We start from the raw sequence: 26,467 nt of genomic DNA, 5'->3' as shown, positions 1-26,467 counted from the left end.
CTGAGGCTGGTCGATCAACGTTTCGTGCCAGTACCGCGGGGAGATGAGGAGGCGGCTCAAAAATTCGGCTCCGCCTCAAAAAAGGGGGTTGAGTCCCGCCGATCCTCTCCGTATAGAACCGCTCATCGCCGACGCACTCAGCGCCGCCGGCGAGGCCAGAGACTGGAAACGGTCACGGCAAAAATGATGGGGCCTTAGCTCAGCTGGGAGAGCGCTTCCATGGCATGGAAGAGGTCATCGGTTCGATCCCGTTAGGCTCCACCATCATACCTTCCCAAGAATGACAGAGCGACCGAGCGGTTCAGGCGGCAACGCCGAACTCCCCGGCGTGGCTTGAATGTTCGCTCGGACGAAGTGCCGTAGGCACAGCCCTCACAACTCAAGCCATCGACTCCGCCACCATCGTGCATGGTCCGCAGCACGAGTCTCGAGGGTTCTGCTTAGCAGGTCCCTCTCGGGCCGCAGTGGATCATCCTTTGACCGCCGTTTGATGCCCGATCGGGTCTCGCTGCTTCCCCTGGACCCTAGCGGGCGATCTGCCAGGGGCTGATGATGCGGGTGGGTTTCGGGCCGGTCTCGGCGCGAGCCTGTCGGGTCAGCGGCTCGATTGCCTCCTGCGGCGCCAGACGGCGGGCTTTGGCGAGCACTTTGCGGGCCTCCTCGGCCGGCATAGCGCCGTGTGGAAGCATCATCGCCATCAATTGGCTGCGCGTTTTCGCATTGATCGTGCGCGAGTGCTTCACATCCTCGAAGTCGCTCATCCGGTGGCGGGCCGCCTTGGCGCCGCGACCGCGATCGTCATGGCCTTTGAAGACCTTCGGGCCGCCCGGCATGACCACGATGTCGCCGGGACGCAGGGTCTCGTCGCGCAGGAGCGCCGCGGTTGGATTGGCGGCGATCGCTTTTGAATCGACCGGCTGCTTGCCACTGATCCCGAGACCGTCATCTTTCGGCAGGGCGGCGTAACGCACCTTCGGCCGGCTCCGATCCGCCGTACTGCGATGCCGGCGCCAGCGATAACGCTCGTTGACCTCGCCGCCGCCGTAAACCTGAATCGGGGCCACCACCGGAGCGGGCGCGGCCCGCTGCGGGGAAAAGAGTTGCTGAAATAAGCCGCCAAGTCCGCCCTCTTGAGCGTGAACGCCGGCAGCAGTGGAGAGGATGAAGGCGGAAGAGGCCAGGACGAGCGCGAGGCGTCGTCTGGAGCGGCGCGGGGTCGAAGGCATCGACGGCTCCTGAAGCGAGGCGGTCGCGTTCGACCGGTGCGCTGTCAACCGGAGCCGATCTTAACGGTTCCGGCGAGAACTTGGCGAGAATGTGAATTTTTCATGAGTGCGCCGTTCGAATACGCAGCGGCGAAACGCTTGTGCCCGTAGGCTCACGTCCCTGTGAACCGAAAGTCGGGCCAAAGGGTTGCTGTCAGCGCCGCCTCTTCGCGCGCTGGACGGAGCCAAACCCGCAATGCCTACATCCGATCGCGTCGTTCCCGACGCCGCTGCCGCGACGGACAACCCCCGCTACCCGGCTTTGTGGACCATGGCACTGGCAACGGCACTCCTTGGGATCGTTGCTCTCCCACGCCGGTCGGCACAGCCCGCGGATCGCGCAGCGGACCGTGACGGGGATCACTCGCGCGGCTCGTCGGACGGCGATGGGGCGCGCAAGGAATCCCCCTCGCATGAGGGCGCCGACGCCCACCGGGTCGCGCAGACCGAGCAGGATCGCGGCCGGTCCGCCGACAAGCCGACGGAGGTGCCGGTCGAAGGGTGGAAGGATGTCCTCAAGCGGACCTACCGGGATATCGGCGAGAACCGCCTGACTCTGGTATCGGCGGGCGTCACCTTCTTCGTCCTCCTCGCCATCTTCCCCGCCATCGCTGCGCTGGTCTCCGTCTACGGGCTGATCGCCGACGTCTCGACCATCAACCACCAGATCGAAGCGTTGCGCGGCGTCCTTCCCTCGGGGGGCGTCGACATCGTCGCCGAGCAGGTGAAGCGTTTGACGGAGAAGGGGGATACGACCTTGGGGCTGACCGCCCTCATCGGCATCGCCCTTTCCGTCTGGAGCGCCAATGGTGGCGTGAAACACGTCTTCGACGCGCTCAATCTCGTTTACAACGAGCGTGAGCAACGCGGCTTCTTCAAGCTCAACCTTGTCTCGCTGGCCTTCACCGCGGGCGCGCTGCTCTTCGTCGTGCTCGCGCTCGCGGGCATCGTCGCGGTACCCGTGGCGATTCAGTTTCTGGGTCTGTCGGGCGACGCATGGTGGCTGGCGCTGCTGCGCTGGCCGATTCTGTTTGTGATCGTCATTCTGATGCTCGCCGTGCTCTACCGCTACGGTCCCAGCCGGGACGCGCCGCGATGGCGTTGGGTGACGCCGGGCGGCATGTTCGCCGCCTTCCTGTGGCTGGCCGGCTCGCTGCTGTTCTCGTGGTACGTCTCGAACTTCGGCAGCTACGACAAGACTTACGGCTCGCTCGGCGCCGCGATCGGCTTCATGACCTGGATCTGGCTCTCGACCACGATCGTGCTGCTCGGCGCGCAGCTCAACGCCGAACTCGAACACCAGACCGCCAAGGACACCACGGTCGGCGCGCCGAAGCCGCTCGGCACGCGTGACGCCCGCATGGCGGACACGGTGGGGGCGGCCGCCTGACGGCGGCCCCTCTTCCATCAGTTCTTCGTCTTGCTCGGGTCGTACACGCCAAACGGCCCGCTTCCGTACCCTTGAAGGACGACCGGTTCGGTGGTCGTCCGGAGGGCCTGCAACGTGTTCTCAGGCAGGAACACGAAGCCATCCGTCCGCAACGCGTCGGCCCGGATCTATTCGATCACGGTGCCTTGCTGCTGATCGATCGAGCCCGACAGGATCGTCAGAGTCTCGGCCTTCGACGGGACGCTTCCCCGTGCTTCCGATGCCTCGCGCACAAGAAAACGGCGGGGCTCGCGCCCCGCCGTTTCGTCAAACTTCAAGAGTGGACTGGTCTCAGTAGGCGGCGCGGCCGTAGGCGCCGGCACGATCGACCGGCTGTGCGCCATAGGCGCTGTAACCCGCCGGGCGGCGGACCGAGCCCGTGACGATGCTGTCGGCCGCATTGGCCGTGCCGCCCACGACACCGCCGACGACGTTGCCGGCCGCATCCACGGTTCCACCGACGATGTTACCGGCGGCGCCAAGCGTACCGCCGACGACATTGCCGACGCCGCCGAGAAGGCCGCCGCGCTCGCGCACCGGGTCGATATGTGCGCCCCATACGTTGAGCGTGCCGTCACGGTTGTAGCTGGCGCTGTCGGAAGCGATGCCCTGAGCAAAGCTCGGGGTCGCGGCCAGGCCGAGGGCCAGAGCGAGGGCAGCGGTGATCTTGGTGCGATGGGTCATGATCGGTCCTCATATCTATTCATGCGGGCGCGGATGCACTTGGCCTGATCTTTCGATCGATCAGGATAGGCTGTCGCCCGTCTTCGATGAACGGGATTTGGTGCCGAACTCTTCGGAGACAATAGCCGGTTTGTCGCAGTGCACCATCGATATATTTCGAAAGCACCGACCGCACTCGAACTTTCATGCAGCGACATTGCGCGCAGTAAAAAAAGCTCATGATTGAGAAGGTGTTGCTGCAAAATCCGCCACTCGATTCTGCCTGGTGCACGAGCGCACATAGAACCTGGGCTCGACGATTTTTTAAGCGTCTCGCCTCTCGCGCGGCTCGAGTGCTTTCGCGATGTACAAGACCGGCTCGCTGCCATGCCGGCCGTCGGGGGCCAGAGAACCGGGGACCTGCGGCATTTCCCGGCGCCGTGGCGATGTTCTGTAGCGGCGAAAATGCTCTATGGATCGGCGGCCCCGCCTTTGGGCCTCCATTCGCCGATGGCTGTTCGACCGATGACCGAAGAGACGCAACCGCAACCGGCCAAGCCCGTCTGCGCCGATGACCGGGTGATCCTCGTTGACGGCTCGTCCTTCATCTTCCGAGCGTACTTCCAGTCGATCAATCAGGACCAGAAGTACAACACGCGGCCCTCCGACGGTCTGCCGACCGGCGCGGTGCGCCTGTTCTGCACCAAGATCGCGCAGTTCCTTCAGGAGGGTGCGGCGGGTGTGAAGCCGACCCATCTCGGCATCGTTTTCGACAAGTCCGAGGGCTCGTTCCGCAAGGAGCTGTTCCCCGACTACAAGGGCCACCGCCCCGACGCGCCGGACGACCTCAAGCGGCAGATGCCGTTGATGCGCGACGCCGTGCGCGCCTTCGGGCTGCATGCGGTCGAGCTGGTGCGCTACGAAGCCGACGACCTGATCGCGACCTACGCGCGCCAAGCGGAGGCGCGCGGCGCCGAGGTCATCATCGTGTCCTCCGACAAGGACCTGATGCAGCTCGTCTCGGACAAGATCCGGTTCTACGATTTCGAGTCAGGCGCCAAGGGCAAGCCCGGCTACCGCCCCGAGCGCAACCTCGACCGCGAAGCGATCATCGCCAAGTGGGAGGGCCTCGCGCCCGAGCAGATCGGCGACGCCCTGGCACTGATCGGCGACACCTCCGACAACGTGCCGGGTGTGCCCGGCATCGGCCTGAAGACGGCGGCTGCGCTCATCAAGGAATACGGGAGCCTGGAGCAGCTCCTGGAGCGGGCCAGCGAGATCAAGCAGCCCAAGCGCCGGGAGATGCTGCTCGCCAACATCGATCAGGCCAAGCTCTCGCGCCGCCTCGTCGCGCTTGAGGAGAGCGTGCCGGTGCCGGTGCCGCTCGACGAACTCGGCGTGCCGCAGCCCGATCCGCAAAAGCTCGTCGGCTTCCTGAAGGCCATGGAGTTCAACACCCTGACGCGGCGCATCGCGCAGATGCTCCATGTCGATCCCGAGGCGGTAAAGCCCGACCCGGCTTTGCTGCCGGGCGCACAGCCCCACGCCTATTCCAACGCGGCCGGCGGCAGTGACGCCGTGCCGTTCTTCGGCGACGCCGTACCGGTCGATCCCGAGACCGCCGCCGCTCCCGAGCGGACGGATGGGGAGGCCCCGCCCGAAGCGGGCGAGGTCGATCCCTTCGCCGATCTCGACCTGCCGGATCAGGCTCCGAAGAAGAAGCGCGGCTCCAACGAGCCGACGCCCGCGACCCTCGTGGCCGCCCGTGCGGCGGAATCGGTCAAGCCGTTCGATACGGCCGCCTACGAGACGATCGCCACCGTGGCGCAGCTCGAGGCCTGGATCGCCGAGAGTTACGAGGCCGGGGCGATCGCGGTCGATACCGAGACCGACGCGCTCGACGCGGCCAAGGCGGGACTCGTCGGCGTCTCGCTCGCCACCGCGCCGGGGCGGGCCGCCTATATCCCGCTCGCCCACGTGAAGCCCGAGGTGAAGGGCGGCGACCTGTTCGGCGAGAGCGGGGCAGGGGCCGATGCGTCCGACAGGCAGCCCGGGCAGATCGATTTCGACACCGCCCTCAAGCTGCTCAAGCCGCTGCTCGAGGATGCCGGCACGCTCAAGGTCGGACAAAATCTGAAATACGACCTCTCGGTGCTGCACCGCTACGGCATCGACGTGACGCCTTTCGACGACACGATGCTGATTTCCTACGTGCTCGATGCCGGCAAGGGCGGGCACGGCATGGACGAGCTCGCCCGCCGCCATCTCGGCCATCAGCCGATCACCTTCGCCGACGTCGCCGGCACCGGCCGCAACAAGGTCACCTTCGACCGCGTGGCGATCGACAAGGCGACCGCCTACGCGGCGGAGGATGCCGACGTCACCTTACGCCTGTGGCGGATGATGAAGCCGCGCCTCGTCGCCGAGCACCGGGTGACGGTCTACGAGACGCTGGAGCGTCCGCTGGTGCCGGTGCTGGCGCGGATGGAGCGGGCCGGCATCGCCATCGACCGCAACATGCTGAGCCGCCTCTCCGGCGATTTCTCGCAGATCCTGGCGCGGCTGGAGGAGGAGATTCAGGAGGACGCGGGCGAGCGGTTTCAGGTCTCCTCGCCGAAGCAGATCGGCGATGTGCTGTTCGGCAAGATGGGCCTGCCCGGCGCGAAGAAGACGCCGTCCGGCCAGTGGGCCACGCCCGCGACGCTTCTCGAAGAGCTGGCCCAGGCCGGCCACGACCTGCCGAAGAAGATTCTCAACTATCGCCAGCTCTCCAAGCTGAAATCGACCTACACCGACTCGCTGCAGCAGCACGCCGACCGCGGCACGAACCGGGTCCATACCTCGTTCGCCCTCGCGGCGACGACGACCGGCCGGCTCTCCTCCTCAGATCCGAACCTGCAGAACATCCCGATCCGCACGGAGGAGGGGCGGCGCATCCGCCGCGCGTTCGTCGCGCCCGAGGGTAAGAAGCTGATCTCGGCCGATTACAGCCAGATCGAGCTGCGCCTGCTCGCCCACATCGCCGACATCCCGCAACTGCGCGAAGCGTTCGAGCAGGGGATCGACATCCACGCGGCCACGGCGTCGGCCATGTTCGGCGTCGCCCTCGACCAGATGACCGGCGATCTGCGGCGGCGGGCCAAGACCATCAATTTCGGCATCATCTACGGCATCTCGGCCTTCGGGCTGGCCGACCGCCTCGGTATCGGCCGCGAGGAGGCATCGGCCTTTATCAAGCAGTATTTCGAGCGGTTTCCCGGCATCCGCGACTACATCGACACCACCAAGCGCTCGTGCCGCGAGAAGGGCTACGTCACGACCCTGTTCGGCCGCGTCTGCCACTACCCGCAGATCCGCTCGAACAACCCCTCCGAGCGGGCGAGCGTGGAGCGGCAAGCCATCAACGCCCCGATCCAGGGCACCGCCGCCGACATCATCCGCCGCGCCATGACGCGGATGGAGGATGCGCTGGAGGCCAAGAAGCTCACCGCGCGGATGCTGCTGCAGGTGCACGACGAACTCGTATTCGAGGTGCCCGACGACGAAGTGGAGGCGACGATTCCCGTGATCGCTGGGGTGATGGAAGAGGCGCCCGCGCCGGCCCTGACGCTGAGGGTGCCGCTGGTGGTCGAGGCGCGGGCGGCGGGCAACTGGGAAGAGGCGCACTGAGGGCCCGATCCCGGAAGTCACAACGCTCCTCATTGAGGCACTGCGTCAGCAGCCTCGAAACACGCCGCGACGCTGCTCTCGGTGGACCGATGCCGTCGGATCGACCGTTCAGGCGTGCTTCGAGGCCGAGCTTGCGCTCGGCACCTCAGCATGGCGACCGTTCTGATCGCCGGGATCGATCGATCAGAAGTCGCCCGCCGCCTTGTGCGCGAGGCGGATCGGCTCCGGCAGGCGGTATTTCGGCGAGCAAGCCAGCACGAGTTCGACCGCGCTCGGGATGTCGGCACGATGACCCGGCGAGATGAACAGCGGGAGTGTGGCCGTGCGCGTGCGGACCACGGCGCCGATCGTCTCGCCGCGATCGATCAGGGGGACGTGCGCGCCCTTCTCCTCGGGCAGGGCTGCGTTGGTGCCGACGAGCCGCGTCTTGCCGACGCCGATGGTCGGGCGCTCCAACCACAGGCCCATATGGCTGGCGATGCCGATGCGGCGCGGATGGGCGATGCCCATGCCGTCGAACAGGAACACGTCCGGCTCCGCGCGCAGGCGCCCGAAGGCTTCCTCGAGCACCGGCCCCTCGCGAAAGCTCAGGAGGCCGGGGATGTAGGGAAACGGCGTCGGCCGCTCGGCGAAGGCCGTCTCGACGAGGAGAAAGCCCGGAAAGGTCACGACGACGATGGCGGCGCGGGAGCGCTCGTTCTTCACGCTGACATCGACGCCGGCCACCAGCCGCACCGCGCCGAGATCGATGGCTTGGTCAGCCACGATCTCGCTGCGGAGCCGGCGCTGGAGCGCGACGGCCTCGGCCGGCGTCAGGTCCCAGGCATGGCGCGGGTGAAGCTCCATGCCGGGCCTCCCGTCAGTTGGCGAAGCGGAAATGCAGCACGTCGCCGTCCTGCACCACGTATTCCTTGCCCTCCAGCCGCAGCTTGCCGGCATCGCGCGCGCCGGCCTCGCCGTTCAAGGCGGTGTAGTCCTTGAAGGCGATGGTCTCGGCGCGGATGAAGCCCTTCTCGAAGTCGGTGTGGATCACGCCCGCCGCCGCCGGGGCGCGGGTGCCCTTCGTGATCGTCCAGGCGCGGGCCTCCTTCGGGCCGACCGTGAAGTAGGTCACGAGGCCGAGCAGGTCGTAGCCGGCGCGGATCACCCGGTTCAGGCCGGGCTCGGACAGCCCGACCGCCTCCAGGAACTCGGCCTGATCCGCTTCCGGCATCACCGCGATCTCGCTCTCGATCTTGGCCGAGACGACCACGGCGACCGCGCCCTCCGCCTTGGCCCGGTCGAACACCGCCTGCGACTTGTCATTGCCCTTGTCGGCGTCGCCCTCGTCCACATTGCAGACGTAGAGCACGGGCTTGGCCGTCATCAGGCCGAGCTGCTGGAACAGCCGCTCCTCCTCGGGCTTGCGCTCCACGAGCCGGGCCGGCTTGCCCTCGCGCAGGAGCGGCAGGGCGCGGTTGACGAGGTCCAAAAACTCCTTGGCCTCCTTGTCGGCGCCCTTGGCGCGCTTCTCCAGGGCGACGACGCGCTTCTCCAGGCTGTCGAGATCGGCCAGCATCAGCTCGGTCTCGATGGTTTCGATGTCGGCGATCGGATCGACCTTGCCCTCGACGTGGGTGACGTCGCCGTCCTCGAAGCAGCGCACCACATGGGCGATGGCATCGACCTCGCGGATGTTGGCGAGGAACTGGTTGCCGAGGCCCTCGCCTTTCGATGCTCCTCGCACGAGGCCGGCGATATCGACGAAGGTCAGCCGCGTCGGGATGATCTCCTTCGAGGACGCGATCCGGGCCAGATCATCAAGGCGCGGGTCGGGCACCGCGACCTCGCCCACGTTCGGCTCGATGGTGCAGAACGGGTAGTTCGCGGCCTGGGCCGCGGCGGTCTGCGTCAGCGCGTTGAAGAGGGTCGACTTGCCGACGTTCGGCAGGCCGACGATGCCGCATTTGAAGCCCATGGCTGGTCCTAGAAATCCGTTGTGATCGGTCGGGAGCCGCGCCCGGAAGCCCGCTGCATCGGGGTCCGGCGGGCTCGTGTCAATTCGCGTCGCGCGCTTTCGCCTTGCCGGCCTCGGCTGGCGTCTTCACCGTCTCCCAGCCGCGCCCGGCCATGGCGAGATGCACCTTGTTCTGGAAGCTCGCATCCTCACCCGCCGCCAGCAGTGGCGCGTGGTCGGCGGTGGCGTGGCAGAGATCCTCGACCCAGGGCTCCTCCGACTTGGCGAAGTCGTTGAGGACGTAGGCGTGCACCAGCGCCTTGTCGCCGGGATGGCCGATGCCGAGGCGGACGCGCCGGTACTCGTTGCCGCACAGCGCCGTGATCGAGCGCAGGCCGTTATGCCCGGCATTGCCGCCGCCGAGCTTCACCCGCAGCTTGGCCGGGGCGAGGTCGAGTTCGTCGTGCAGCACGATCACGTCGGCGAGCGGGATCTTGAAGAAGCGCTGCGCCTCGCCGACCGAGCGGCCGGATTCGTTCATGAAGGTCTGGGGCTTGAGCAGAATCGCACGCTCGGAGCCGAGCATCACCTCGGCCGCCTCGCCCTGGAAGCGGCGGCGGAAGGGGGCTGCGCGGTGGACGCGGGCGATCTCGTCCACGGCCATGAAGCCGATGTTGTGGCGGTTGCGCGCGTAGCGCGCGCCGGGATTTCCCAATCCGACGATGAGCCGCATGTGCGCTCCCGATCTTAGCCCCGACAAATGCAAATGCCCCGGCCGGGTGGCCGGGGCATCGCGTATTTCGCAGGGCGGGCGCTCGCGGCGCCCGCTGCGGCTTACGCTTCGCTCTTGTTCTTCTCGTTGGTGGCCTCGGCCTCGGCTTCCGCCTTACCCTCGGCGGACTCGGCCGACTGCGCCTCGGCGACTGCGGCTTCCTCGGCCTCGACATCGGCGCCGAGCACCGTCGGCGGCAGGAGGTTGGCGACCGTGTCGGTCGGCTCACCCGTGTAGGTGCCGGCCGGCAGGCGCAGGTCGGAGGCGTGGATCACGTCGCCGATCTCGCGGCCAGCGAGGTCGACCTCGATCGCGTCGGGGATCTGGTCGGGCGCGACCTCGAGGGACAGGGTGTGCAGCGCGACGTTGAGGGTGCCGCCCTTCTGCTTGATGCCCGGCGCCTGATCCTCGTTCACGAAGTGGACGGGGACGTCGACCGTGACGGTCTGGCCGGCGACGACGCGCAGGAAGTCGACGTGCAGCGGCACGCCGCTGACCGGATCGAGCTGGTAGTCGCGCGGGATCGCGCGGGTCTTCTTGCCGCCGGCATCGATCTCGAACACGGTGGTCTTGAAGCCACCGGCGTAGATCAGGGTGCGGGCGCGGATGAGGTCGATGGCGATGGCCTGCGGGGCCTGGTTGCCGCCGTAGATGACGGCGGGAATCTGGCCTTGGCGACGAACGGCCCGGGCGGCCCCCTTGCCGACCCGGTCGCGTGCCACGGCCTCAAGCGTCTTGGTGGCGCTCATGGCGTGATCCTTTTGTAAAATATGGAGCCGGACCAACGACAAAGGCCGCCCGAAGCGGACGGCCCAACCGTTCCCCAGCGCGCCCGTGCCTCCAAGGGTGTCTCAAGGGCGCGGGCGGGCCATACACGCAATGGGGCCTCGTGGCAACGGCGGAAGGCCGGCTCGGAGGAGCGGATGCGAGAGCCGTATCCGGCCCCATTGCATCAGGCCGGCGCCTCTAAGCCATTGTGGTGACGCGCATTCTTTCGACGAACCGGTGGCCACTTCGTCCGAGTGCGCACTAGCGGTTCTGGGTCGCCATGGTGCGGCGCGCCTCGGCCTGCTTGCTGGTGTCGTCGAAATACTTGGCGGCGTCGCCGAGCTGCACCGAGGGCTGGCAGTTCGGGGTGCAGGAATAGGATTCCCGATCGAGACCACGCTGGACGGTGATGATCGACGCCTGCGGCGCCTGCACGCTGATGGTCGATTCGGCGAGCATCGCCCCCTTGCCGTCGAGGGCGATCAGGTTGGTCGTACCGAAGCTCTTGCCCGTCAGCACCACGACGCCGTTCTTCTGCAGGGTGATGTCGGCGATCATCGGGTTGCCCACCACGACGGTCTGGGTCTTCTCCGGCAGGCGGATCACCTTCGCGTTGTCGACCTGCACCGAGACGATGCCCTGCGGCACCGGCTCGTTCGCACGGACGGGCGCGGCCAGCGCGAGCAGTACCAGGGCGGCCGGGCCGACGCGGAGCGTGAAGCGGTGAGGGCGCAGGCGGGGCATGAAGGGTCGGTCCGATCGCGCGTAGGGCAGCGCTCTCCGCCGAAGGCCGTGCCGTGTCCGCGGCACGAATCCGGAGCGGAGGCGTCTCTCGTCGCGTGAACGGAACAGGAAACTGATGAAGGAAGCGCTAACCCTGTTCCGGAAGCTCAGGGCCTACGAGCCTTGGCCGGCATCGACAGGCCATTCGATCGATCGTTGAAACGCATCATTAACTGCCGCTCGCGAACACCCGGCAGATGGCTTGGTTAGCAGGTCGATTTAACCCAAATGCAACGCGTCGGGATTATCCACTCGACCTGTCGCCGATCGGGGCCTCTACAGACTTCCGACGGACGCCCATCGGATCTAATCAAGTGGAGATCATCGTGAAGAATATCGCCAAGCGCTTCATCTCTGACGAGTCTGGCGCGACTGCCATCGAATACGGCATGGTTGCTGCCATGATCGGCATCGCGATCGTCGGCATTTTCGCCAGCTTCAAGACGAACCTGACGACCGCCTTCGCGACGCTCGGCACGGGCCTCAACGCACAGACCACCAAGCTCGGCACCGCGCAGTAGTCCTTGGATCAGGCGACAACGCTTTTCAGGGTGTGGCGGATTTTAGTCCGCTACACCCCGAAACGGTGGGCCGTTCGATAGCGCACTGCGCAAGCGCCAGCCCCAGAAGGGGCCGGCGATCAAGTATAGTTAGGCGCACTGCCAGGCTGAACCGGCTGTGCGATAGAACCGCCCGACAGGCCGAGAGAGAACACTTCCGTGTTGAGCATGGCGGCCTACCTCCTTCTGTGCTTCGTCTTCCCATTTCTCATGGCTTACGCCGCCGCCAGCGATCTGCTGACGATGCGGATTTCCAATCGCGTCACCGGTCTCGTTTTTGTCGGCTTCCTACTCTACGCGATGGTGTCCGGCATGGAGTGGAGCGATCTGTCCCGGCACCTCGCCGCCGGTTCGCTAACGCTCGTTATCACCTTCGCCCTGTTCGCTCGGGGTTGGATTGGAGGCGGCGATGCCAAGCTCGCTGCGAGCACCGCGCTCTGGATCGGCCTCGCGAATCTCCCGGAATACTTGATCCTGGCCTCGATCCTGGGGGCGCCTTTGACGCTGTCAATCGTGTCAGCCCGCAAGTATCCGCTGCCGAAGCTGGCGCTCAAGTTTCCCTTCGCCGTTCATCTGCACGACACGAAGACCGGCGTTCCCTACGGCATCGCCTTGGCCGCCGCCGCGTTGTTGGTGCTGCCGAATTCCGTCGGATTTGATCGGCTCGCTCTGCCTTGATCGGCGCCGAAGGATCCAATCAAGCAGGCCGCCGGCGAGGCGGCCATCGCGTTTCGCCCGATCTTGCGCAATTGCCGGTTGGGACACCGTCGCGATGAATGCTGTGACGATCGGTTAACCCTAACTTGACGAATCCGGGGCAAGTCTCGGCACCAGACGGCGACGGAGCCGTCGTCACGGTTCCGCGCCTGCCATGAAACCAGCCCGTCTCGCCGTCTTGGGGATCGCACTCGTTGCCGGCTGCGGCGCCGCCCTGCTGATGCAGGGAGAGGAGAAAGCACCCGAGCCCGCTCCTGTCGCCAAGGCCGAGCCCGTCGCGCCGGTCCCGATGAGCGAAGTCCTCGTCGCTGCCGCCGAACTGCCGATGGGTCAGACCCTCAAGCCCGAGGATCTGCGCTGGATAGCTTGGCCCGAACAGGCGATTTCGCCCGGACTGATCGAGCGCCGCGCCGCCCCGAAAGGACTCGAGGACTCCGTCGGCGCGATCATCCGGACCGGCTTCTCGGCCAACGAGCCGATCCGGCGCGAACGCCTGGTCAAGGCCGGCAGCGGCTTCATGTCGGCGATTTTGCCGCCCGGCATGCGGGCGGTGGCGATCACCACGGACACGCGCGGATCGAGTTCGGCGGGCGGCTTCGTCCTGCCGAACGATCATGTCGATGTCATCAAGACCAGCAACGAGGGCACCGAGCAGTTCGCCGAGACGCTGCTGACCGACGTGCGCGTGCTCGCGGTCGGGCAGATCGTGCAGGAGAAGAACGGCGCCAACGTCGTGACGGCGGAGACGGCCACCTTGGCCCTCACGCCGAGCCAGGCCGAGACCGTCACGCTGGCGCAGAAGGTCGGACAGCTCTCCCTCGTGCTGCGCAGCATCCAGGATTCCGCGCGGACCGCCGCCCTCTCCGAGGAGGCCGACATGCCGCCCGAGGGCCCCATGACCGTGGTGCGATTCGGCGTCGCCAAGCAGCAGCGCCGGTGAGGACAGGACCGATGACGACCGCCTCTCGCTTCCGCGGACTTGCCCTTCTCCTGCTTTCCGGCGCCGGTCTCGCGTCGACGATGCTGACTGGTCCGGCCTCGGCGCAAGCCGGCCTCTCCGGTGCCTCCCCCGTCCTGACGATCGGCGCCAACGAGGCGGCGGTTTCCCGTCGGGTCGAACTGAGCAAGGGCCGGTCCCTCATCGTTGACCTACCGCGCGACGCCAAGGAGGTGTTCGTCGCCAACCCGGCGGTTGCGAACGCGGTCGTTCGCTCCAGCCGCAAGCTCTTCCTGATCGGCATCGACAACGGCGCCACCTCGATCTTCGTGATGGATGGCGAGGGACGCCAGATCGCGGCGCTCGATGTCACCATCGCCCGCGACATCAACGTCCTGCGGCAGTCGCTGCAGCAGAGCCTGCCCGGCGGTCGCTTCGATGTGAAGGCGGTCGGGGATTCGCTGGTTCTCTCGGGCAGCGTGAACTCGACCTCGGAGGCGCAGCAGGCGCTCGACATCGCCAACGCCTTCGTCGGCATCGCGGCCGGCGGCGGTGTCGCGACCCGCGGCGCCGTCATCAACAACCTGACGATCCGCAACAAGGATCAGGTGATGATCCGCGTCACCGTGGTTGAGGTGGCGCGCACCGTTCTGAAGCAGTTCGGTATCAGCACGAGCGGCAATTGGTCGGCGCTCAACCCGCTGGGCGGCAACTTCCTGACGAACAATACGGGTTTTCCGTTGACCGGTTCACGGAGCCCGGACGCCAACGCTCTGACGGCATCCGTCCAAACGGGGGGATTCTCCTTCAAGGCCACCTTGCGCGCCTTCGAGCAAGCCGGCGTGTCCCGCATCTTGGCCGAGCCGACGCTGACCGCGATTTCCGGTGAGTCGGCGAAATTCACGGCGGGCGGTGAAATCCCGGTGCCGTTGAGCTGCTCGGCGGCCTCGACCGTCTCGATCGGCACGTCGGTCAGCCAGGGCTGCGTCGTCGCGTTGACCTACAAGCCCTACGGCGTGAGTCTGGCGTTCACCCCCGTCGTGATGGCCGAGAATCGGATTTCGGTCCGGATCGCCACCGACGTGGTCGATCTCGATCCTCAGAACAGCTTTACCTACTACCTCAACGATCGTCCGACCCCGGTGCCGGGCACGACGAAGCGCAGCTCCGAGACCACGGTCGAGCTCGCCTCCGGCGCGACGATGATGACCGCCGGCCTGATTCAGCAGAAGAACCGGGCTGCCATCTCCGGTCTGCCCGGGCTGATGAACCTTCCGATCCTCGGCGCCCTGTTCCGCTCCCGCGACTACCAGCGGGACGAGACCGAGCTGATGATCATGGTCACCCCCTACATCGCGCAGCCGATGGAAGCGCGGCAGGTGCAGCGGCCGGACGACGGTTTCGTCGATGCGCCGGACGGGCAGGCGGTGCTGCTCGGACGCCTGAACAAGATCTACGGCACGATCGGCGGCGGCACCCTCGGGCCGGCCTATCGCGGCCGGGTCGGCTTCATCGCCGACTGACCCCGTCCATTCAGGATCGAATCACGATGTCCTCCCCCGCCCGCACCCTCGTCTCCCGTGCCCGGCCGGTCGCCGCCGCCGTGCTTCTTGCCGCCGGGCTTGGCGCTTGCCGCGCGGATCGGGTCGAGACCACCGGCTCGACCTACCCGATCGACGTGCGCACCCGCCACCCGATCGTGCTCGCCGATGCCGACCGCACCCTCGACGTGTTCCCCACCGGAATCGGCCATATCGATCCGCGTCAGCGCGCCGACATTGAGGCCTTCCTCGTCGAGTACCGGCGCTACGGCCGCGGCATCCTCCTCGTCGAGCTGCCGCGCGGCGTATCGCCGGCTTTGGCCGGGCCCGTCGAGCGCACCGGCGCGTCGATCCGGCGCCTCGCGACGGAGATGGGCGTGCCGGCCGCCGGCGTGCGGGTGGCTGCCTACCCGATCGCCAACCCCACATTGGCCTCGCCCCTGCGCCTGAGCTTCCAGCGAATGCAGGCCAAGGTCGCCGACAAGTGCGGGCTCTGGCCGAGGGACCTCGGCGCCAGCGACCTGCGGTCCAACTGGTCGAACGAGCCGACATGGAATCTCGGCTGCGCGATGCAGTCCAACGTCGCCGCCCAGGTCGCCGATCCGATCGACCTCGTACGCGGCCGGCCCGAGGGCCGTATCGACACGGTCCTGCGCACCAAGGATCTCGGCCAGCTCCGCGAGGGCAAGGATCCGTCAACGCAATGGCGTCAGGATGGACAGACCAATGTCAGCAGCGAAGTGAAGAGCCAGTAGCCTCGCCGGCCGCTCGCGCGCCTCCTCGAGCCTCTGTCGATCACCGGCCGCGCCCAATCGGCAAAAGAACCGGAAACCACGCATCATGCCGGACACATACGAGGCTTCAGAGCGGACCATCGCCCCGGTGCCGCGGATCACGATCCAGGCTTTCTGCGAGACGCCGGAAACGGCTGCGATGATCGAGGGCATCGCCGCCGAACGCCGGATGCAGAAGGCCCACGTCAAGGTGCAGATGGGGCGGGGGAGCCGCAGCCCTGGAGGCGTACCGGCACGCGCCTACGCCCAACGTGATCGTGCTCGAATTCCTGAATCTCAAGTCTCGGCCGCTCGAATGTCTCGACCAGCTCGCCGAGGTCTGCGACGAGGGCACGAAGGTGCTGGTGATCGGCCACGTCAACGACGTGTTGCTCTACCGGCAGTTCATCCAGCGGGGGGTGAGCGAGTACCTGATGGCGCCGGTCGAGCCGGTCGCGATGATCGCCGCGGTCTCCGATCTGTTTGCGGCACCGGGCGCGAAGCCGGTGGGGCGTACGGTCGCCGTCTACGGTGCGCGCGGCGGCGTCGGCAGCTCGACGGTTGCCCAGAATCTCGCCTGGACGGTGGCCCGCGAGCACGGCACCGCGACGGTGATCGCCGACCTCGACGTCGCCTTCGGCACGGCGAGCCTCAACTTCAACCAGGATCCGCCTCAGGGCATCGCCGAGGCGGTGTTCGCGCCCGAGCGCCTCGATGCCAACCTGCTCGACCGCCTGCTCTCGAAATGCGCCGACAACCTGAGCCTGCTGTCGGCGCCCGCCACCCTCGATCGCACCGTCGACCTGACCGAGCCGGCCTTCGATGCGCTCACTGACCTGCTGCGGGCGGCGGTGCCCTGCATCGTTCTCGACGTGCCGCATCAATGGTCGGCCTGGACCCGCCGCGTGCTGATCAGCGCCGACGAGATCCTGATCGTCGCCCCGCCGGACCTGGCGGGCCTGCGTAACGTCAAGAACCTGCTTGCCCTGCTGCATCAGCAGCGTCCCAACGATGCGCGGGCGCGGGTCGTCCTCAACGGCGTCGGCGTGCCGAAGCGGCCCGAGATCGCGGCGGCCGAGTTCTCTAAGGCGCTCGACGTCCCGCTCCAGGCGGTCATTCCCTTCGATCCGGCCCTGTTCGGCACCGCCGCCAATAACGGCCAGATGATCGCCGAGGTCCAGGCCGGCTCCAAGCCGGCGGAGATCTTCTCCGATCTCGCCGCGGCGGTGACCGGCCGGACCGAGATCCGCCGGGTCCGGGCCAACCTCCTGGAACCGCTGCTCGCCCGGCTGACGCGCAAGAAGGCGTCCTGACGGTGTCCTGCGCTCTTTTCTCCCAAGATTGCTGAAGGCGCGGCGCCATGTTCGGTCGACGCTCCAATACCGCAGCGGCTCCCGCCCCGGCCGCTCCCGCAGCCGGACCGGCGAACGTCACCCCGCCGGTCCTGCAGCAGGAGGCCGTGCGCGCGCGTCCCGAGGCGGCGAGCGCCCCGGTCCCGCAGGCGCAGCAGCCGAAATCCGAGGATTACTTCCGCACGAAGAGCATGATCTTCGGCGCGCTGATCGAGGCCATCGACCTCGCCCAGCTCGCACGGCTCGAAGGCGAGGCGGCGCGCGAGGAAATCCGCGACATCGTCTCCGAGATCATCGGTCTCAAGAACATCGTGCTGTCGATCGCCGAGCAGGAGGAGCTGCTCGACGACATCTGCAACGACGTGCTCGGCTACGGTCCGCTGGAGCCGCTGCTCGCCCGCGACGACATCGCCGACGTGATGGTGAACGGCGCCGACCGGACCTTCATCGAGGTCGCCGGCAAGATCCAGCTCACCTCCGTGCGCTTTCGCGACAACCAGCAACTGATGAATATCTGCCAGCGGATCGTCAGCCAGGTCGGCCGCCGCGTGGACGAGTCTTCGCCGATCTGCGACGCGCGCCTGCCCGACGGCTCGCGCGTCAACGTCATCGCTCCGCCGCTCGCCATCGACGGGCCGGCGCTGACCATCCGTAAGTTCAAGAAGGACAAGCTCACCCTCGACCAGCTCGTGCGCTTCGGGGCGATCTCGCCCGAGGGCGCGAAGATCCTGCAGATCATCGGCAAGGTCCGCTGCAACGTCGTGATCTCGGGCGGCACCGGCTCGGGCAAGACGACCCTGCTCAACTGCCTCACCGCCTTCATCGAGCACGACGAGCGCATCATCACCTGCGAAGACGCGGCCGAGCTTCAGCTCCAGCAGCCGCATGTGGTTCGCTTGGAGACCCGGCCGCCGAACCTGGAGGGCCAGGGGCAGGTCACCATGCGCGACCTCGTCAAGAACTGCCTGCGCATGCGCCCCGAGCGCATCATCGTCGGCGAGGTGCGCGGACCCGAAGCCTTCGATCTGCTGCAGGCGATGAACACCGGCCACGACGGCTCGATGGGCACGCTGCACGCCAACTCCCCGCGCGAATGCCTCGCGCGTATCGAATCGATGATCACGATGGGCGGCTTCTCGCTGCCCTCGCGCACGCTGCGCGAGATGATCACCGGCTCGATCGACGTGATCATCCAGGCCATGCGCATGCGCGACGGCTCCCGGCGCATCACCCACATCACCGAAGTGATGGGGATGGAGGGTGAGGTCATCATCACCCAGGATCTGTTCGTCTACGACGTGCTCGGCGAGGACGCGAACGGGCGCCTGATCGGCCGCCACCGCTCCACCGGGATCGGCCGTCCGCGCTTCTGGGAGCGGGCACGCTATTACGGCGAGGAGCGGGCGCTGGCCGCCGCCCTCGACGCCGCCGTGGCCGAAGGGGAGGCGGCATCGTGAGCGCGCTCAACGCCCCTCTGGCGGTCGGGCTCGTGGCGGTGGCCGCCGGTTCGCTCGCCTACGTGTTCCTGATGCCCGCCCTCTCGGGCGAGCGGCGGGCCGAGCAGCGTCGCAAGGCGCTGGGTCAGCCGCAGGCCGTGCTCGCGGAGCGCGGCGCGGCCGCCAGCCGCCGCGAGCAGGTCGCCAAGAGCCTCAAGGAGCTCGAAGCCAAGAAGGACAAGACCAAGGTCACGCTCGAACTCCGCCTTGCCCGCGCCGGCCTCGATTGGAGCCGCCAGAAGTATCGGGTCGTCTCGGCGATCACCGCCGTCGTCCTCGCGCTGGCCGCCTTCCTCGTCTCGCATAATGTGATCGTCGCCGGGCTCGCCCTGTTCGTGGGCGGGTTCGGCCTGCCCGCTTGGTGGCTCAAGCGGCGGCAGAAGCGGCGGGTTGAGGCCTTCATCGAGGAATTGCCCAACGCCATGGATGTGGTGGTGCGCGGTCTGCGATCCGGCATCCCCCTGGGCGACTGCCTGCGCATGATCGCGCGCGAGGCGAAGGAGCCCTTGCGCAGCGAGTTCCGGGTGACGATGGAGTCCCAGGCGCTCGGCCTGTCGATGTCCGACGCGATCCTGCGCATGTACGAGCGGGTGCCCGTCACCGAGGTGAACTTCTTCTCCATCGTGATCGGCATTCAGCAGAAGGCCGGCGGCAACCTCTCGGAGGCGCTCGGAAACCTGTCGCGGGTGCTGCGCGAGCGCAAGAAGATGGCCGGCAAGATCCAGGCGATGAGCATGGAGGCCAAGGCCTCGGCCGCCATCATCGGCGCCCTGCCGTTCGTGGTCGGCGGGGGGACCTACCTGTCGAGTCCCGATTACACCGCGCTCCTGTGGACCACCTCGTTCGGCAAGATCGCCCTCGTGATCTCGGGTCTGTGGATGCTGACCGGCGTCTTCGTGATGAAGAAGATGATCAATTTCGACATCTAAGTCGCGCGCCGGAAGGCGACGTGAAGGGGCGGACTGGGCCGGACACCGATGCTGGATGACTTCGTCAACACTGCGTTCGCGCCCCGAACCATCGCTGCGGTCCTGGCGGGCGTCGCCGCGGCGGCGACGGCCTTCACCCTGGTGCAGCCGCTGATCGAGGGCGACCCGCTCGCCAAGCGGATGAAGCTCGTCAGCGACGAGCGCGAACAGATCCGTCAGCGCGAACGCGAGCGGCTCAACAGCCGCACGACGCTGCGTGCGGAACCGAAGGCCTACATGAAGCGGGTCGTCGAGCAGTTCAACCTCGGCCGCTGGCTCGGGACGGAGACCGCCAAAGCCAAGCTGATCCGGGCCGGGTATCGCGGCGCCGGGGCCGAGACCGCCTTCCTCTTCTTCCGCCTGGTGATGCCGATCACCCTCACGGCCGTCGCGCTGTTCTACCTGTTCGTGCTCGAAGTGCTCGACCAGCCGTTCGTCATCCGGCTCGGTCTCGTCTTTGCTGCCGGCTTCTTCGGTCTCAAGCTGCCGGAGGTGTACCTGTCGAACATCACCTCCAAGCGGCAGGCGGAGATCCGCCGCGCTTGGCCCGACGCCCTCGACCTGTGCCTCATCTGCGTCGAGTCGGGCATGTCGGTCGAGAACGCGTTCCGGCGGGTCAGCCTGGAGGTCGCGAGCCAATCGGCCGTGCTCGCCGAGGAACTGGCGCTGCTGACCGCCGAGTTGTCCTTCCTGCCCGAGCGGCGCGTCGCCTATGAGAATCTCGCCCTGCGCACGGGGTTGGAGATCGTTAAGTCGCTGACCACGGCGCTGATGCAGGCCGAGCGCTACGGCACGCCGGTGGGGCAAGCCCTGCGCGTGCTGGCGCAGGAGAGCCGAGACTACCGCATGACCGAGGCCGAGAAGAAGGCCGCCTCGCTTCCGCCGAAGCTGACCGTGCCGATGATCCTGTTCTTTCTGCCGGTGCTGTTCGTGGTTCTCCTGACGCCGGCGGGCATCCAGGTCTACGAGGCGATGAAGTAAGCGGCTTCGGGGTCAGCGCCCGCCTCGGCCCGATCCCCGGATGCACTCGGCCGTTCGATGCTGTAGCCACGCGCGGATCTCCACCGCGACGCGGCACCCCATGGCTCTGCTTTCCCTCGACGATCTCGCACCCGGTCAGGAATACGCCGCCGGGCCGATCACCGTCAGCCGTGACGAACTCGTCGCCTTCGCCCGAGAATACGACCCGCAGCCCTTCCACCTCGACGAGGCGGCCGCGAAGGAGACCTTCGTCGGCACCCTGATCGGCTCGGGCTGGCAGACAGCGGCGCTGGGCATGCGCCTGTTGGCGCAGTCACTGGTTTCGCAGTCCACCTCGATGGGATCGCCCGGCATCACCGCCCTGCGCTGGCTGAGGCCCGTCCTGCCGGGTGATGCCCTGAGCGCGGTGATCCGCGTCGAGGAGGTCCGCCCGTCATCCTCGAAGCCCGACCGCGGCATGGCGCGGCTCTCGATGACGCTGACGAACGGGCGCTGCGAGGCGGTGATGACCCAGGCCTTCGCGGTGCTGTTCGCGCGTGCCGGCGCCGTGCCCGCACCGCGCCCGGTCGAACTCTCGACGGAGACGGGTTCCGTGGCGGAGCCGGACGACGCGGTGCCGCTGCCCTATCTCGCTGAGGCCGAACTCGGCACGACCCGCGATCTCGGCGCCCACCGCTTCGAGGCGGATGACATCATCGCCTTCGCGCGGGCCTACGATCCGCAGATCTTCCATCTCGATGCCGAGGCGGCGCGGGCCACGCATTTCGGCGCGCTCTGCGCCTCGGGCTGGCAGACCGCGGCGGTCTGGATGAAGCGGCTCAACGCGACCTTCGCCCGGGACATCGCCCTCACCGCCCGCTCCGGCTCGGTGCCGCAGCTCGGCCCCTCGCCGGGTTTCAAGGATCTGAAATGGCTGCGGCCGGTCTATGCCGGCGACACGATCCGCTATGCCAGCACGCTCATCGACCGGCGCGCCTCCCGCTCGCGGCCCGGTTGGGGCATCGCCACGCACCACAACACCGCGCAGAATCAGCGCGGCGAGCCGGTCTTCGAATTCACCGGCACGGTGTTCTGGCAGTGGGAGCCCCCGGCTGCATGAGCGCTCCGTCCGCCCGCCGGATCCTCGTCGCCAGCTTCGTCGGCACCGCGATCGAGTTCTACGACTTCTACATCTACGCCACCGCCGCCGCGCTGGTGATCGGGCCGATCTTCTTTCCCCATGGCGAGCCCGGCGTTCAGACGCTCCAAGCGTTTGCGACCTTCGCCATCGCCTTCCTCGCCCGGCCGATCGGGGCGGCGGCCTTCGGGCATTTCGGCGACCGGATCGGGCGCAAGGCGACGCTGGTCGCCTCGCTGATGATCATGGGGCTGTCTACGGTCCTGATCGGCTGCCTGCCGGGCTATGCCAGCATCGGCTGGTGGGCGCCGGCTCTGCTCTGCCTGTTGCGCTTCGGCCAGGGCGTCGGCTTCGGCGGGGAATGGGGCGGGGCGGCCCTGCTCGCGGTCGAGAACGCGCCGCCGGGGCGTCGCGCCCTCTATGGCATCTTCCCGCAACTGGGCGCGCCGATCGGCTTCATCGCCGCCAACCTTCTGTTCCTCGGGCTCAGCGTGGCTTTAAGCCCGGCGGATTTCGAGGCCTGGGGCTGGCGTCTGCCCTTCCTGGCCTCGGCCGTCCTCGTCGGTGTCGGGCTCTATGTCCGCCTGAAGCTCACCGAGACCCCGGCCTTCCGCGCCGCCCTCGAACAGGCGCCGCCGGAACGGGTGCCCCTCGCCACGATCTTCTCCGCACATCGGCGCGCAACGCTGCTCGGCACGCTGGCGATGGTGGCGGCCTACGCCGTCTTCTATCTCTCGACGGTGTTCGCTCTCAGCTACGGCACCGGCACGCTTGGTTACGCACGTAAATCCTTTCTGCTGTTCGAGTGCGTGGCGATCCTGTTCATGGCGCTGGCGATCCCTCTATCGGGATGGGCGGCCGACCGATTCGGACGCAAGCCCGTGATGCTTTCGGGGCTCGCGGTCACGGGGGCGCTCGGCGCCGTGCTCGGGCCGATGCTCGGCAGCGGCGAACCCGCCCTGGTGCTCGCCTTCCTCTGCCTCGCGCTGTTCGCCATGGGCTGGATCTTCGGGCCGATGGGCGCGCTGCTGCCCGAGCTGTTCCCGACCCGGGTGCGCTATACCGGCGCCTCGGTGACCTACAATCTTGCCGGTATCGTCGGCGCCTCCGGGGCCCCCTTCGCGGCGCAATGGCTCGCCGAGTCGGGCGGCATCGGCTTCGTCGGACTCTATCTCGCCGTCGCCGCGGGGATCAGCTTTGCCGCCGTCATCGCCATGCCGGAGACGGGGCGGGACGCCTGACGCCGCACGGGCGAGGGGAGTGGCCCAGCCCCAAGAAATGAATTGCGCACGATTTAGATTGCGCGCAATCTAAAACACGGCTATCCCGGTTCGGAGCCGAGCGGAGCAATCCCCGTTCGCCCCGAACATGAGGACAGACCCATGACCGTCGATGTGAAGTACCGCACCACCGCCTCCGCCACGGGTGGCCGCGACGGCTCCGCCCGCACCGAGGACGGCAACTTCCAGGTCCAGCTTTCGACCCCGAAGGAGCTCGGCGGCGCGGGCGGCCCCGGCGCCAACCCCGAGCAGCTCTTCGCTGCGGGTTACTCGGCCTGCTTCATCGGCGCGCTGAAGGTCGCGGGCGGCCAGCTCAAGCTGAAGGTGCCCGCCGACACCACCGTCACCGCCCAAGTCGGCATCGGTCCGCGCTCCGAGGGCGGCTTCGGCATCACCGCCGACCTCAAGGTGAGCCTGCCGGGGCTCGACCGCGCCGACGCCGAGCGCCTCGTCGAAGCGGCCCACCAGATCTGCCCGTATTCCAACGCGACGCGGGGGAATGTCGATGTCGGTCTGACGGTGGCGTAAGCGACCTCCAACCCGTGATCCCATGTACGCCTCATCCTGAGGTGCCGCGAAAGCGGCCTCGAAGGATCCTTCAGCGTTCTCGCGATCCCTGGAAGATCCTTTGAGGCTCCGCTTCGCGGCGCACCTCAGGATGAGGGTGCGATAAGGAGGTTACGTCCCCTCGATCGTCCGCTTCTGCACGCCGCCCTTGGCCATCACCGGCTTCTTCGCGCTGATGATGCGGGAGTTCACGCCGGTCCAGCCGATCTCGCCGGAGAGCCGGCCGTATTCGATCTTCGGGCAGCGGTTCATGATGACCGTGATGCCTGCGGCCTCGGCCCGCGCAGCGGCCGCGTCGTCGCGCACGCCGAGCTGCATCCAGATCACCTTCGGCGGCACCGGCAGCGCCAGCGCCTCATCGACCAGCGGTCCCGCCGCGGCGGAATTGCGGAAGATCTCGACCATGTCGACCGGCCCGGTCAGGTCCGAGAGCCGGGCGATCACCGGCCGGCCGAGCAGGGGCTGGCCCGCCAGCCCCGGATTGACCGGCGTCACGGTGTAGCCGCGCTCGGCCAGATACTTGAACACGATGTAGCTCGGCCGCGCCGGATTGGCCGAGGCGCCGACCAGGGCGATCGAGCGCGCCTCCTTGAGGACGGTGCGGATCTGCGCATCGGGATAGCGGTCGTGCCGTGTGGCGATACCGTCAGGCGCGTCGTCGATCGTCGGGATCATGCCGCCCTTGTCCGCCATGCGTCGGCATGCTGCAAGGCTCAGGCATGAGCGAGACCGTGATGAACTTGGCGGAGACCGCCGCCTTCCTCGAACGCGACTTCCCGCAGATGAATGCGGGCGGGCGCCACTACCACCTGGAGGCGGTTGGCCCGCTCTCCGCACGGATGCGGCTCGATTACCACGAGCGCCACCTGCGCCCCGGCGGCACGGTGTCCGGCCCCTCGATGATGGCGCTGGCCGATTACGCGCTCTACGCGGCGATCCTCGCGAATATCGGCCCGGTCGCGCTCGCCGTGACGACGAGCCTGAACGTCAACTTCCTGCGCCGGCCCGGCCCCGCCGCCCTTGTCGCCGAATGCCGCCTGATGAAGCTGGGCCGGCGCCTCGCGGTGGGCGAAGTCGCGATCCGGAGTGTGGGCGCAGAGGCGCTCGTTGCCCACGCCACCGGCACCTACTCGATCCCGCCGGAGCGGTGAGGCCGCGCTCCAGCGAATGCGGCGGAGGCGCGGTCTGGGCCCGGAGGCGAGCCCTACTCGGCCGGCGCCCCCAAAGGTGTAGAGGGAGCTCTGGGCGGCACGTCCGTAGAGCGCGGCTCGTAGGCAAAGGTCTCGGGCATGAACAGCAGGTAGAGTGCGAAGCCCGCCGCCGCGATCGCCGCGAGCACGAGGAAGGCCGCCGAGTAGCCCGCGCCGACGATGACGACGCCGGCCAGCGTCGCGCTCAGCGCCGCGCCGAGCCCCTGCGCCGTCGCGACCGCGCCCTGGGCGACGTTGAACCGGCCGGTGCCACGGGTGAGGTCGGCGACCACGATCGGGAACAGCGCGCCGTAGATGCCGGCGCCGACGCCGTCGAGGCACTGCACCGCCACGAGATAGAACGGGTTGTCGGAGAAGGTGTAGAGCACACCGCGCAGGGCCAACACGCCGAAGGCGACGAGGAAGATCGGCTTGCGCCCGAAGCTGTCGGCCTTGGCGCCGACCAGCACCGCCATCGGCACCATCACGCATTGTGCGGCGACGATGCAGACGGCGATCAGCGAGGTCGCGTTGTCCTTGCCGACGACCTTGGTGAGCAACTGCCCGACCGAGGGCAGCATCGCCGCGTTGGCGAGGTGGAACGCGGCGCAGAGAAGCGCGAACAGCATCAGGTGGCGGTTGCGCAGCAGCAGGTTCAAGCCCGAGGGCTGCTCGCAGGTCTGGTCTTCGGCGCAGTCGAGGCCGCGGGCGAGGTCGTCATCGATGTCCTCGGCCGGCACCATCAGCATCGCGACGATCGAGCAGGCGGCGAGAAGGCCCATGAGCCAGAACACGACGATGGGGCCGAAGATATAGGCCAAGCCGCCCGCCAGCATCGCCGAGACCGCGTTGCCGGCATGGTTGAAACCTTCGTTGCGGCCGATGCGCTTGGAGAACAGCTTCGGGCCGACGATGCCCAGCGTGATGCCGGTGAGCGCCGGCGCGAAGATCGAACCCGCCATGCTGGCGAGCGCCTGTGTGGCGGCCACCAGCGTGAAATTCGAGATCCAGGGCAGAACGAGACAACTCACCGTGACGACGACCGCGGCGGCGATGACGACGCTGCGCTTGGCGTTGGTGCGGTCGATCAGGGCGCCCGCGGGCGTCTGGGCGAGCAATCCGGCAATGCCGGCGATCGTCATCACGAGGCCGATCGTCGCCTCGTTCCAGCCCTGGTCGGGCCCGCGCACGGCCAGAAGATAGATGGCGAGATACGGGCCGAGGCCGTCGCGCACGTCGGCTAGGGTGACGTTGAGCAGGTCGAGTCCGCGCAATGCGCGCCGGGAGGGCTGACGCGGCGCGGGATCGATCGAGGGAAGTGCGTCGCCACGCATCGGCAATGTCCACGGGTCAGCGCAGCGTCCCGGATGGCGAAGATCCGCCGCCGGAAAGGACGTTGCGAAATCGGCGTTTCCAGGGGTCGGGCGGCACAAGCGGAGTCTAGAGACGACCGCATGCCCGTTCGGTCCCGGCGCTAAAGCCCGCTCGACCGGATCGTTCCGATTGCTGAGGATTCTAATCCCGAGATCGCGATCACGAATTCGTGGAATTGGGATAATGGCGACCGTTCGGCCGAACGTGCGCCGCTGCCGGTAACACCGCTTTAGCCATGGTCAGATCGGGCGTCGACGTCGCGCCCCGGCGAAAGGTTTGCTTAGAGCACCGCCCCCAAAGAGGGCGACCGATTCGTCAGACCGAAGCCG

The 26,467-nt window shown here is 67.6% G+C and carries 23 protein-coding genes, 1 tRNA gene and 1 pseudogene; 16 read left to right on the top strand and 9 right to left on the bottom strand.

Going from position 1 to position 26,467, the window contains the following annotated elements; translation table 11 throughout:
- The first annotated feature begins 188 nt into the window (after positions 1-188).
- Positions 189-264: transfer RNA gene (locus tag M2437_RS21070), tRNA-Ala, on the top strand.
- Positions 265-524: 260 nt separating this feature from the next.
- Here the strand turns inward: M2437_RS21070 and M2437_RS21065 are convergent.
- Positions 525-1,226, bottom strand: a complete 702-nt coding sequence (locus tag M2437_RS21065) for a hypothetical protein (RefSeq protein ID WP_253388595.1) — start codon at positions 1,224-1,226, stop codon at positions 525-527.
- 235 nt (positions 1,227-1,461) lie between these two features.
- Between M2437_RS21065 and M2437_RS21060 the strand changes: the two genes are divergently transcribed.
- A complete protein-coding gene (locus tag M2437_RS21060; protein WP_056120505.1) occupies positions 1,462-2,655 on the top strand; it encodes a YihY/virulence factor BrkB family protein in 1,194 nt (397 codons plus the stop codon).
- A 330-nt stretch (positions 2,656-2,985) separates the two neighbouring features.
- On the opposite strand, the gene M2437_RS21055 is transcribed toward M2437_RS21060, so the two are convergent.
- The gene (locus tag M2437_RS21055) at positions 2,986-3,378 is read right to left on the bottom strand and encodes a hypothetical protein (RefSeq protein ID WP_253388594.1); all 393 of its coding nucleotides are present in this window, start codon (positions 3,376-3,378) and stop codon (positions 2,986-2,988) included.
- A 504-nt stretch (positions 3,379-3,882) separates the two neighbouring features.
- Between M2437_RS21055 and polA the strand changes: the two genes are divergently transcribed.
- Complete coding sequence (gene polA, locus M2437_RS21050) at positions 3,883-7,026, top strand: DNA polymerase I (RefSeq protein ID WP_253388593.1); 3,144 nt, start codon at positions 3,883-3,885, stop codon at positions 7,024-7,026.
- Positions 7,027-7,209: 183 nt separating this feature from the next.
- Here polA and nfi read toward each other — a convergent pair whose 3' ends face one another.
- The 5 genes from nfi to M2437_RS21025 form a co-directional block, all read right to left on the bottom strand.
- Complete coding sequence (gene nfi, locus M2437_RS21045; protein WP_253388592.1) at positions 7,210-7,872, bottom strand: deoxyribonuclease V; 663 nt, start codon at positions 7,870-7,872, stop codon at positions 7,210-7,212.
- A 13-nt stretch (positions 7,873-7,885) separates the two neighbouring features.
- On the bottom strand, positions 7,886-8,983 hold the full coding sequence (gene ychF / locus M2437_RS21040) for a redox-regulated ATPase YchF (RefSeq protein WP_003598135.1): 1,098 nt from the start codon (positions 8,981-8,983) through the stop codon (positions 7,886-7,888).
- A gap of 79 nt (positions 8,984-9,062) precedes the next feature.
- Positions 9,063-9,695, bottom strand: coding sequence for an aminoacyl-tRNA hydrolase (gene pth / locus M2437_RS21035; RefSeq protein WP_253388591.1), 633 nt, complete (start codon positions 9,693-9,695; stop codon positions 9,063-9,065).
- Between the two features lie 101 nt (positions 9,696-9,796).
- Positions 9,797-10,483 carry a 50S ribosomal protein L25/general stress protein Ctc gene (locus M2437_RS21030; RefSeq protein ID WP_012253898.1) on the bottom strand — a complete coding sequence of 229 codons (687 nt, stop codon included), beginning with the start codon at positions 10,481-10,483 and terminating at the stop codon, positions 9,797-9,799.
- A gap of 280 nt (positions 10,484-10,763) precedes the next feature.
- On the bottom strand, positions 10,764-11,246 hold the full coding sequence (locus M2437_RS21025; protein WP_056504744.1) for a pilus assembly protein N-terminal domain-containing protein: 483 nt from the start codon (positions 11,244-11,246) through the stop codon (positions 10,764-10,766).
- Between the two features lie 365 nt (positions 11,247-11,611).
- On the opposite strand from M2437_RS21025, the gene M2437_RS21020 reads away from it, so the two are divergent.
- From M2437_RS21020 to M2437_RS20965, 12 genes and pseudogenes are all read left to right on the top strand, one after another.
- Positions 11,612-11,806, top strand: a complete 195-nt coding sequence (locus M2437_RS21020; RefSeq protein ID WP_041358656.1) for a Flp family type IVb pilin — start codon at positions 11,612-11,614, stop codon at positions 11,804-11,806.
- 207 nt (positions 11,807-12,013) lie between these two features.
- Positions 12,014-12,523 carry an A24 family peptidase gene (locus M2437_RS21015; RefSeq protein ID WP_253388590.1) on the top strand — a complete coding sequence of 170 codons (510 nt, stop codon included), beginning with the start codon at positions 12,014-12,016 and terminating at the stop codon, positions 12,521-12,523.
- Between the two features lie 193 nt (positions 12,524-12,716).
- Positions 12,717-13,502, top strand: coding sequence for a Flp pilus assembly protein CpaB (gene cpaB / locus M2437_RS21010; RefSeq protein ID WP_253388589.1), 786 nt, complete (start codon positions 12,717-12,719; stop codon positions 13,500-13,502).
- 11 nt (positions 13,503-13,513) lie between these two features.
- Positions 13,514-15,022, top strand: a complete 1,509-nt coding sequence (locus M2437_RS21005; protein ID WP_253388588.1) for a type II and III secretion system protein family protein — start codon at positions 13,514-13,516, stop codon at positions 15,020-15,022.
- A gap of 26 nt (positions 15,023-15,048) precedes the next feature.
- Entirely contained in the window at positions 15,049-15,795 is a 747-nt protein-coding gene (locus tag M2437_RS21000) for a CpaD family pilus assembly protein (protein WP_253388587.1), read from the top strand.
- A gap of 85 nt (positions 15,796-15,880) precedes the next feature.
- Positions 15,881-17,126, top strand: a pseudogene (locus tag M2437_RS20995) (CpaE/TadZ family protein).
- 47 nt (positions 17,127-17,173) lie between these two features.
- The gene (locus M2437_RS20990) at positions 17,174-18,622 is read left to right on the top strand and encodes a TadA family conjugal transfer-associated ATPase (RefSeq protein WP_253388586.1); all 1,449 of its coding nucleotides are present in this window, start codon (positions 17,174-17,176) and stop codon (positions 18,620-18,622) included.
- The gene (locus tag M2437_RS20985; RefSeq protein ID WP_253388585.1) at positions 18,619-19,590 is read left to right on the top strand and encodes a type II secretion system F family protein; all 972 of its coding nucleotides are present in this window, start codon (positions 18,619-18,621) and stop codon (positions 19,588-19,590) included. Before M2437_RS20990 ends, M2437_RS20985 begins: the two co-directional genes overlap by 4 nt.
- 48 nt (positions 19,591-19,638) lie before the next feature.
- A complete protein-coding gene (locus M2437_RS20980) occupies positions 19,639-20,610 on the top strand; it encodes a type II secretion system F family protein (protein WP_003598115.1) in 972 nt (323 codons plus the stop codon).
- Positions 20,611-20,710: 100 nt separating this feature from the next.
- The gene (locus tag M2437_RS20975; protein ID WP_253388584.1) at positions 20,711-21,709 is read left to right on the top strand and encodes a MaoC family dehydratase; all 999 of its coding nucleotides are present in this window, start codon (positions 20,711-20,713) and stop codon (positions 21,707-21,709) included.
- Positions 21,706-22,968: an MFS transporter gene (locus tag M2437_RS20970; protein ID WP_015951042.1), complete on the top strand. Its 1,263-nt coding sequence runs from the start codon at positions 21,706-21,708 to the stop codon at positions 22,966-22,968. The genes M2437_RS20975 and M2437_RS20970 overlap by 4 nt, the downstream gene beginning before the upstream one ends.
- Before the next feature lie 141 nt (positions 22,969-23,109).
- A complete protein-coding gene (locus M2437_RS20965) occupies positions 23,110-23,535 on the top strand; it encodes an organic hydroperoxide resistance protein (protein ID WP_012752863.1) in 426 nt (141 codons plus the stop codon).
- A 150-nt stretch (positions 23,536-23,685) separates the two neighbouring features.
- Here the strand turns inward: M2437_RS20965 and M2437_RS20960 are convergent, their stop codons facing one another.
- Entirely contained in the window at positions 23,686-24,249 is a 564-nt protein-coding gene (locus M2437_RS20960) for a CoA-binding protein (protein WP_253389655.1), read from the bottom strand.
- Positions 24,250-24,293: 44 nt separating this feature from the next.
- Here M2437_RS20960 and M2437_RS20955 point away from each other — a divergent pair, with 44 nt between their 5' ends.
- Entirely contained in the window at positions 24,294-24,725 is a 432-nt protein-coding gene (locus M2437_RS20955) for a PaaI family thioesterase (RefSeq protein ID WP_238506510.1), read from the top strand.
- Positions 24,726-24,778: 53 nt separating this feature from the next.
- Here M2437_RS20955 and M2437_RS20950 read toward each other — a convergent pair whose 3' ends face one another.
- Positions 24,779-26,098, bottom strand: coding sequence for an MFS transporter (locus M2437_RS20950; protein ID WP_253388583.1), 1,320 nt, complete (start codon positions 26,096-26,098; stop codon positions 24,779-24,781).
- Positions 26,099-26,467: the final 369 nt, after the last annotated feature.

The organism is Methylorubrum pseudosasae (assembly GCF_029504475.1).
GTDB lineage: Bacteria > Pseudomonadota > Alphaproteobacteria > Rhizobiales > Beijerinckiaceae > Methylobacterium > Methylobacterium extorquens.
The sequence above is the reverse complement of the archived record's forward strand: the minus strand, read 5'-3'. Positions and strand labels throughout refer to the sequence as shown.

Coding starts and splice junctions, on each gene's coding strand:
- M2437_RS21065 (WP_253388595.1), bottom strand. CDS start 1,226: ATGCCTTCGACCCCGCGCCGCTCCAGACGACGCCTCGCGCTCGTCCTG.
- M2437_RS21060 (WP_056120505.1), top strand. CDS start 1,462: ATGCCTACATCCGATCGCGTCGTTCCCGACGCCGCTGCCGCGACGGAC.
- M2437_RS21055 (WP_253388594.1), bottom strand. CDS start 3,378: ATGACCCATCGCACCAAGATCACCGCTGCCCTCGCTCTGGCCCTCGGC.
- polA (WP_253388593.1), top strand. CDS start 3,883: ATGACCGAAGAGACGCAACCGCAACCGGCCAAGCCCGTCTGCGCCGAT.
- nfi (WP_253388592.1), bottom strand. CDS start 7,872: ATGGAGCTTCACCCGCGCCATGCCTGGGACCTGACGCCGGCCGAGGCC.
- ychF (WP_003598135.1), bottom strand. CDS start 8,983: ATGGGCTTCAAATGCGGCATCGTCGGCCTGCCGAACGTCGGCAAGTCG.
- pth (WP_253388591.1), bottom strand. CDS start 9,695: ATGCGGCTCATCGTCGGATTGGGAAATCCCGGCGCGCGCTACGCGCGC.
- M2437_RS21030 (WP_012253898.1), bottom strand. CDS start 10,483: ATGAGCGCCACCAAGACGCTTGAGGCCGTGGCACGCGACCGGGTCGGC.
- M2437_RS21025 (WP_056504744.1), bottom strand. CDS start 11,246: ATGCCCCGCCTGCGCCCTCACCGCTTCACGCTCCGCGTCGGCCCGGCC.
- M2437_RS21015 (WP_253388590.1), top strand. CDS start 12,014: ATGGCGGCCTACCTCCTTCTGTGCTTCGTCTTCCCATTTCTCATGGCT.
- cpaB (WP_253388589.1), top strand. CDS start 12,717: ATGAAACCAGCCCGTCTCGCCGTCTTGGGGATCGCACTCGTTGCCGGC.
- M2437_RS21005 (WP_253388588.1), top strand. CDS start 13,514: ATGACGACCGCCTCTCGCTTCCGCGGACTTGCCCTTCTCCTGCTTTCC.
- M2437_RS21000 (WP_253388587.1), top strand. CDS start 15,049: ATGTCCTCCCCCGCCCGCACCCTCGTCTCCCGTGCCCGGCCGGTCGCC.
- M2437_RS20990 (WP_253388586.1), top strand. CDS start 17,174: ATGTTCGGTCGACGCTCCAATACCGCAGCGGCTCCCGCCCCGGCCGCT.
- M2437_RS20980 (WP_003598115.1), top strand. CDS start 19,639: ATGCTGGATGACTTCGTCAACACTGCGTTCGCGCCCCGAACCATCGCT.
- M2437_RS20975 (WP_253388584.1), top strand. CDS start 20,711: ATGGCTCTGCTTTCCCTCGACGATCTCGCACCCGGTCAGGAATACGCC.
- M2437_RS20970 (WP_015951042.1), top strand. CDS start 21,706: ATGAGCGCTCCGTCCGCCCGCCGGATCCTCGTCGCCAGCTTCGTCGGC.
- M2437_RS20965 (WP_012752863.1), top strand. CDS start 23,110: ATGACCGTCGATGTGAAGTACCGCACCACCGCCTCCGCCACGGGTGGC.
- M2437_RS20960 (WP_253389655.1), bottom strand. CDS start 24,249: ATGATCCCGACGATCGACGACGCGCCTGACGGTATCGCCACACGGCAC.
- M2437_RS20955 (WP_238506510.1), top strand. CDS start 24,294: ATGAGCGAGACCGTGATGAACTTGGCGGAGACCGCCGCCTTCCTCGAA.
- M2437_RS20950 (WP_253388583.1), bottom strand. CDS start 26,098: ATGCGTGGCGACGCACTTCCCTCGATCGATCCCGCGCCGCGTCAGCCC.